Consider the following 4609-nt stretch of genomic DNA (forward strand, 5'->3'; position numbering starts at 1 on the left):
ATGTGGTCCGGTCCGGTTCTTTCAGAACCGCACAGTGGATGCGTAGCACCTTCGAAAACAAGTCCTCGGCCTATTAGTACCGGTCAACTCCACCCATTACTAGGCTTCCATCTCCGGCCTATCAACCCAGTGGTCTAGCTGGGGGCCTTAACCCTCAAAGGGGTGGGATACCTCATCTTGGAACAGGCTTCCCGCTTAGATGCTTTCAGCGGTTATCCCTTCCGAACGTAGCCAACCAGCAATGCCCTTGGCAGAACAACTGGCACACCAGAGGTTCGTCCATCCCGGTCCTCTCGTACTAGGGACAGCCTTCCTCAAGTATCCTACGCGCGCGGCGGATAGGGACCGAACTGTCTCACGACGTTCTAAACCCAGCTCGCGTACCGCTTTAATGGGCGAACAGCCCAACCCTTGGGACCTACTCCAGCCCCAGGATGCGACGAGCCGACATCGAGGTGCCAAACCATGCCGTCGATATGGACTCTTGGGCAAGATCAGCCTGTTATCCCCGGGGTACCTTTTATCCGTTGAGCGACGCCGCTTCCACCAGCCAGCGCCGGATCACTAGTTCCGACTTTCGTCCCTGCTCGACATGTCTGTCTCACAGTCAAGCCCCCTTGTGCACTTGCACTCGACACCTGATTGCCAACCAGGCTGAGGGAACCTTTGAGCGCCTCCGTTACCCTTTGGGAGGCAACCGCCCCAGTTAAACTACCCACCAGGCACTGTCCCTGATCCGGATCACGGACCGAGGTTAGACATCCAGTACGACCAGAGTGGTATTTCAACGATGACTCCACAACCACTGGCGTGGCCGCTTCACAGTCTCCCACCTATCCTACACAAGCCGAACCGAACACCAATACCAAGCTATAGTAAAGGTCCCGGGGTCTTTCCGTCCTGCCGCGCGTAACGAGCATCTTTACTCGTAATGCAATTTCGCCGGGCCTGCGGTTGAGACAGTCGAGAAGTCGTTACGCCATTCGTGCAGGTCGGAACTTACCCGACAAGGAATTTCGCTACCTTAGGATGGTTATAGTTACCACCGCCGTTTACTGGCGCTTAAGTTCTCAGCTTCGCCCTTGCGGACTAACCGGTCCCCTTAACGTTCCAGCACCGGGCAGGCGTCAGTCCGTATACATCGTCTTGCGACTTCGCACGGACCTGTGTTTTTAGTAAACAGTCGCTTCTCGCTGGTCTCTGCGGCCGTCTCGCCCTAGCCCGCAAAGGGGCTTCAAGCGCTACGGCCCCCCTTCTCCCGAAGTTACGGGGGGATTTTGCCGAGTTCCTTAACCACAGTTCGCCCGATCGCCTCGGTATTCTCTACCTGACCACCTGTGTCGGTTTGGGGTACGGGCCGCATGAACACTCACTAGAGGCTTTTCTCGGCAGCATGGGATCACTCTACTTCGCCTCAATCGGCTATGCATCACGTCTCAGCCTATGTGCTTGGCGGATTTGCCTACCAAACGGCCTACACGCTTACACCAGTACTACCACTCACTGGCGGAGCTACCCTCCTGCGTCACCCCATCGCTTGACTACTACAAGTTCGGGTCCCGCGCTCCACCGCAACGGTGCCCCGAAGGGCGATGTCACAGCTTTGGGCGGTTAGCATCACAAGGTTCGCCATGGGCGCGTTCACACGGGTACGGGAATATCAACCCGTTGTCCATCGACTACGCCTGTCGGCCTCGCCTTAGGTCCCGACTTACCCTGGGCGGATTAGCCTGGCCCAGGAACCCTTGGTCATCCGGCGGGGGAGTTTCTCACTCCCCTTTCGCTACTCATGCCTGCATTCTCACTCGCATAGCCTCCACACCTGGATCACTCCGGCGCTTCACTGGCTATACGACGCTCCCCTACCCATCCACACGACTGCGTGCCGATCAAGTCGACACGGATCATATGTGTGAATGACACAGCTTCGGCGGTGTGCTTAAGCCCCGCTACATTGTCGGCGCAGGACCACTTGACCAGTGAGCTATTACGCACTCTTTAAAGGGTGGCTGCTTCTAAGCCAACCTCCTGGTTGTCTGGGCGACCCCACATCCTTTCCCACTTAGCACACACTTAGGGGCCTTAGCTGGTGTTCTGGGCTGTTTCCCTCTCGACTACGAACCTTATCGCCCGCAGTCTCACTGCCGCACTCTCACTCACCGGCATTCGGAGTTTGGTTGATTTCGGTAAGCTTGTGGGCCCCCTAGACCATCCAGTGCTCTACCTCCGGCGAGAAACATGCGACGCTGCACCTAAATGCATTTCGGGGAGAACCAGCTATCACGGAGTTTGATTGGCCTTTCACCCCTAACCACAGCTCATCCCCCAGGTTTTCAACCCTGGTGGGTTCGGGCCTCCACACGGTCTTACCCGCGCTTCACCCTGGCCATGGCTAGATCACTCCGCTTCGGGTCTAGACCACGCGACTAAGAACGCCCTATTCGGACTCGCTTTCGCTACGGCTACCCCACACGGGTTAACCTCGCCACGTAGCACTAACTCGCAGGCTCATTCTTCAAAAGGCACGCCGTCACTCCGAAAAGCTCCGACGGATTGTAGGCACACGGTTTCAGGTACTATTTCACTCCCCTCCCGGGGTACTTTTCACCTTTCCCTCACGGTACTAGTCCGCTATCGGTCACCAGGGAGTATTTAGGCTTAGCGGGTGGTCCCGCCAGATTCACAGCGAATTTCACGAGTACGCTGCTACTTGGGAACACCATCAGGAGACACCGGGTTTTCGCGTACGGGAGTCTCACCCTCTACGCTCGCGCTTTCCAGACACGTTCCGCTAACCACAGTGTTTTCTTACTCCTCGAATGTCCGGCAGAACATTCGGATAGGTCCCACGACCCCGATCATGCAACCCCTGCCGGGTATCACACATAACCGGTTTAGCCTCATCCGCTTTCGCTCGCCACTACTCACGGAATCACGGTTGTTTTCTCTTCCTGCGGGTACTGAGATGTTTCACTTCCCCGCGTTCCCTCCACATACCCTATGTGTTCAGGTATGGGTGACCCCACATGACTGAGGCCGGGTTTCCCCATTCGGACACCCTAGGATCTCAGCTCGGTTGGCAGCTCCCCTAGGCTTTTCGCAGCCTCCTACGTCCTTCATCGGCTCCTGGTGCCAAGGCATTCACCGTATGCCCTTAAAAACTTGCTTACAAAGATGCTCGCATCCACTGTGCAGTTCTCAAAGAACGAACGGACATCCACCCACTACTGTCACCGCCTGTGCCCAGGCTTTCACCTGGCTGGTTCGGAGACCGGGCAGACCCGGATCATCTCTTCGTTCTGAGCAAACACTCGCGTGTTCTCTCAGGACCCAACAGCGTGCCGACAAACCTGCGAAACCCTCGCCAGACCCTTCCATGCTCCAAGGAGCCGTACTAACTCTGCCGACGATCAAGCCGAATGCATATAGCCAGCATCCACATCTATGAGCAACCCATCCAACGATCGGACGCCGTTGGCATGGACTCCACCCGACCAACACCATGTGCTGACCAGGCGCGAGAAGCTCCTTAGAAAGGAGGTGATCCAGCCGCACCTTCCGGTACGGCTACCTTGTTACGACTTCGTCCCAATCGCCAGTCCCACCTTCGACCGCTCCCCCCCTTGCGGGTTGGGCCACGGGCTTCGGGTGTTACCGACTTTCGTGACGTGACGGGCGGTGTGTACAAGGCCCGGGAACGTATTCACCGCAGCGTTGCTGATCTGCGATTACTAGCGACTCCGACTTCACGGGGTCGAGTTGCAGACCCCGATCCGAACTGAGACCGGCTTTATGGGATTCGCTCCACCTCGCGGCTTAGCAGCCCTTTGTACCGGCCATTGTAGCATGTGTGAAGCCCTGGACATAAGGGGCATGATGACTTGACGTCATCCCCACCTTCCTCCGAGTTGACCCCGGCAGTCTCCCATGAGTCCCCGCCATAACGCGCTGGCAACATGGAACGAGGGTTGCGCTCGTTGCGGGACTTAACCCAACATCTCACGACACGAGCTGACGACAGCCATGCACCACCTGTACACCGACCTTGCGGGGCACCCATCTCTGGATGTTTCCGATGTATGTCAAGCCCAGGTAAGGTTCTTCGCGTTGCATCGAATTAATCCACATGCTCCGCCGCTTGTGCGGGCCCCCGTCAATTCCTTTGAGTTTTAGCCTTGCGGCCGTACTCCCCAGGCGGGGTGCTTAATGCGTTAGCTGCGGCACGGAGGACGTGGAAGTCCCCCACACCTAGCACCCACCGTTTACGGCGTGGACTACCAGGGTATCTAATCCTGTTCGCTCCCCACGCTTTCGCTCCTCAGCGTCAGTATCGGCCCAGAGACCCGCCTTCGCCACCGGTGTTCCTCCTGATATCTGCGCATTTCACCGCTACACCAGGAATTCCAGTCTCCCCTGCCGAACTCAAGTCTGCCCGTATCGACTGCAGGCCCACAGTTAAGCTGTAGGTTTTCACAGCCGACGCAACAAACCGCCTACGAGCTCTTTACGCCCAATAATTCCGGACAACGCTCGCACCCTACGTATTACCGCGGCTGCTGGCACGTAGTTAGCCGGTGCTTCTTCTGTAGGTACCGTCACTCGCGCTTCG

The 4609-nt window shown here is 57.2% G+C and carries 2 rRNA genes; both read right to left on the reverse strand.

The annotated features are described in order from the left end of the window. Positions 1-53: 53 nt before the first annotated feature. A 23S ribosomal RNA gene (locus NZH93_RS49395) occupies positions 54-3168 on the reverse strand. A 365-nt stretch (positions 3169-3533) separates the two neighbouring features. Next, a 16S ribosomal RNA gene (locus tag NZH93_RS49400) occupies positions 3534-4609 on the reverse strand; the annotation flags it as partial.

This window comes from Umezawaea endophytica (assembly GCF_025061645.1).
Classification (GTDB): Bacteria; Actinomycetota; Actinomycetes; order Mycobacteriales; family Pseudonocardiaceae; genus Umezawaea; species Umezawaea endophytica.